This is a genomic window from Bacteroides sp. 214 (assembly GCF_010501015.1).
Taxonomy (GTDB): domain Bacteria; phylum Bacteroidota; class Bacteroidia; order Bacteroidales; family Bacteroidaceae; genus Bacteroides.
The window spans coordinates 1-1,552 of sequence record NZ_QVML01000030.1 but is presented as its reverse complement, the minus strand read 5'-3'; the positions used below and the strand labels follow the sequence as shown (position 1 = coordinate 1,552).

Sequence of the window (1,552 nt, the reverse complement as noted above, 5' to 3'; positions counted from 1 at the left end):
TGACTTATACTGAAAGTGGTTGTCAGTTTTTACTGCTTGTTACTAAAAAGGTTGTCGCAATATATCTTTTCATTCTAAAAAGGTTGTCATTCATATCACGTACTTACTAAAGAGGTTGTCACTTAAAAAATAATGGACATTCCGAGTCTTCCTTGCTTTCTCGGTAAAAGTTGGCAGGGTTCGATACCCTGTCAACTTTTGGTAACAATGGCATACACCTTCGCCACCTTGTTTCTCGGTTTTACAAATGTAGTTCATTCTTTTATTTATTTAGTTTTCTTTTTCCATAAATTTTCTCCCGGAACTTCTCCTTCATATACATCCATTGGTTTCTTCATTCCAATGCTCATATGGGGTCTTTGGTAATTATAGAATTGTATCATTCGTGCAATTTCCTCTCTGGCGTGCTGCTCTGATTTGAAAAGAGCAGTTGCATAAACCCATTCTGTTTTGAGTATTCCATTCATTCTTTCTGCCACAGCATTATCGGTAGGTTTATAACACTCTGTCATACTTATACGAATGTGATGTTCTTTGAGCAAGCCCACATATAAGTCGCAAGCATATTGCGATCCGCGGTCGGAGTGATGGATTGTACCACACAGATTGCCTCCCGATGCTTTCTCTATGGCTTGCGAAAGAGCTCTGGCTGTATGCTCCGCATGAAGACCGGGAGCCAGCTCCCAGCCTAAAACAGCATGTGAATAAACGTCAGTTAGTAAATGTAGATAACACACACCTCCCTCTATCCAAATATAGGTGATATCACTCACCCAAATATGGTTAGGATAGCTGGCAATCAATCCCTTTATTAGATTGGGATATTTCATGTACAGATGATTAGATTGAGTAGTGTATCTGGGTTTCCGGGCAGGTAACATAAGCTTTTCTGTCCGTAGAAAATTGAAAAACGCATCCCGTCCACCCGTTACCTGATGTCCATATAAACAGGAAAGCTCCCAATATAACTTCAAGCCACCTATGCAGGGGTCTTGAGTACGATAATAGGAAATGGTCTCCAGTAAGACCGTTCTTATTTGAGAACGGGTAAGCAAAACCTTTTTCTTCTTATAATAAGCCTGGCGAGTCTTGCCAAACAGCCCACAAAGCGTATGCAAAGTTACCTTCGGATACTCTTCGTGGAGGCTCGTTACTGCTTGGCACCATCTTTTTTTAAGATAGAAATACCTTCTTCTTTTTCAGTAATCTCAATCAACGCCTCGAAAGCACGGGAACGGAGTTTCTCCATCTCCAGTGCTTTCTTTAAGTTAAGAACCTGCTCTTGAAGAACTGCTTCTTTACTCTTCTTTTGCTTGGACATTTCGTAGCAGGATATGGTTTCAATATTCAAAGATAAAAGTTTTGAATCAATTGGATAGCGCTCCATCCAAGTAAGTAAGAGTTTAACACAACTCAAATTCCACTTACGGACGGTAAAAGAAAGAGACAAACCATTGGAGTAATGGTCACGCAAAACTTCTAACTTAAAAGTTTCACTGTAGCGATGTTGTACGGTTTTATGCATAAATAAGAAAATATTATGCAGCAAAAA

2 protein-coding genes are annotated in these 1,552 nt (G+C 39.6%); both read right to left on the bottom strand.

Going from position 1 to position 1,552, the window contains the following annotated elements:
* Window positions 1-266: 266 nt before the first annotated feature.
* Window positions 267-1,118 (bottom strand): IS3 family transposase, encoded by an 852-nt coding sequence (locus tag D0T50_RS13410; protein WP_239058270.1) that lies wholly within the window; start codon window positions 1,116-1,118, stop codon window positions 267-269.
* A 32-nt stretch (window positions 1,119-1,150) separates the two neighbouring features.
* On the bottom strand, window positions 1,151-1,525 hold the full coding sequence (locus D0T50_RS13835) for a hypothetical protein (protein WP_163224033.1): 375 nt from the start codon (window positions 1,523-1,525) through the stop codon (window positions 1,151-1,153).
* Window positions 1,526-1,552 lie beyond the last annotated feature (27 nt).

Excerpts from the sequence above, each read along its gene's own strand:
- D0T50_RS13835 (WP_163224033.1), bottom strand. The coding sequence starts at position 1,525 with ATGCATAAAACCGTACAACATCGCTACAGTGAAACTTTTAAGTTAGAA.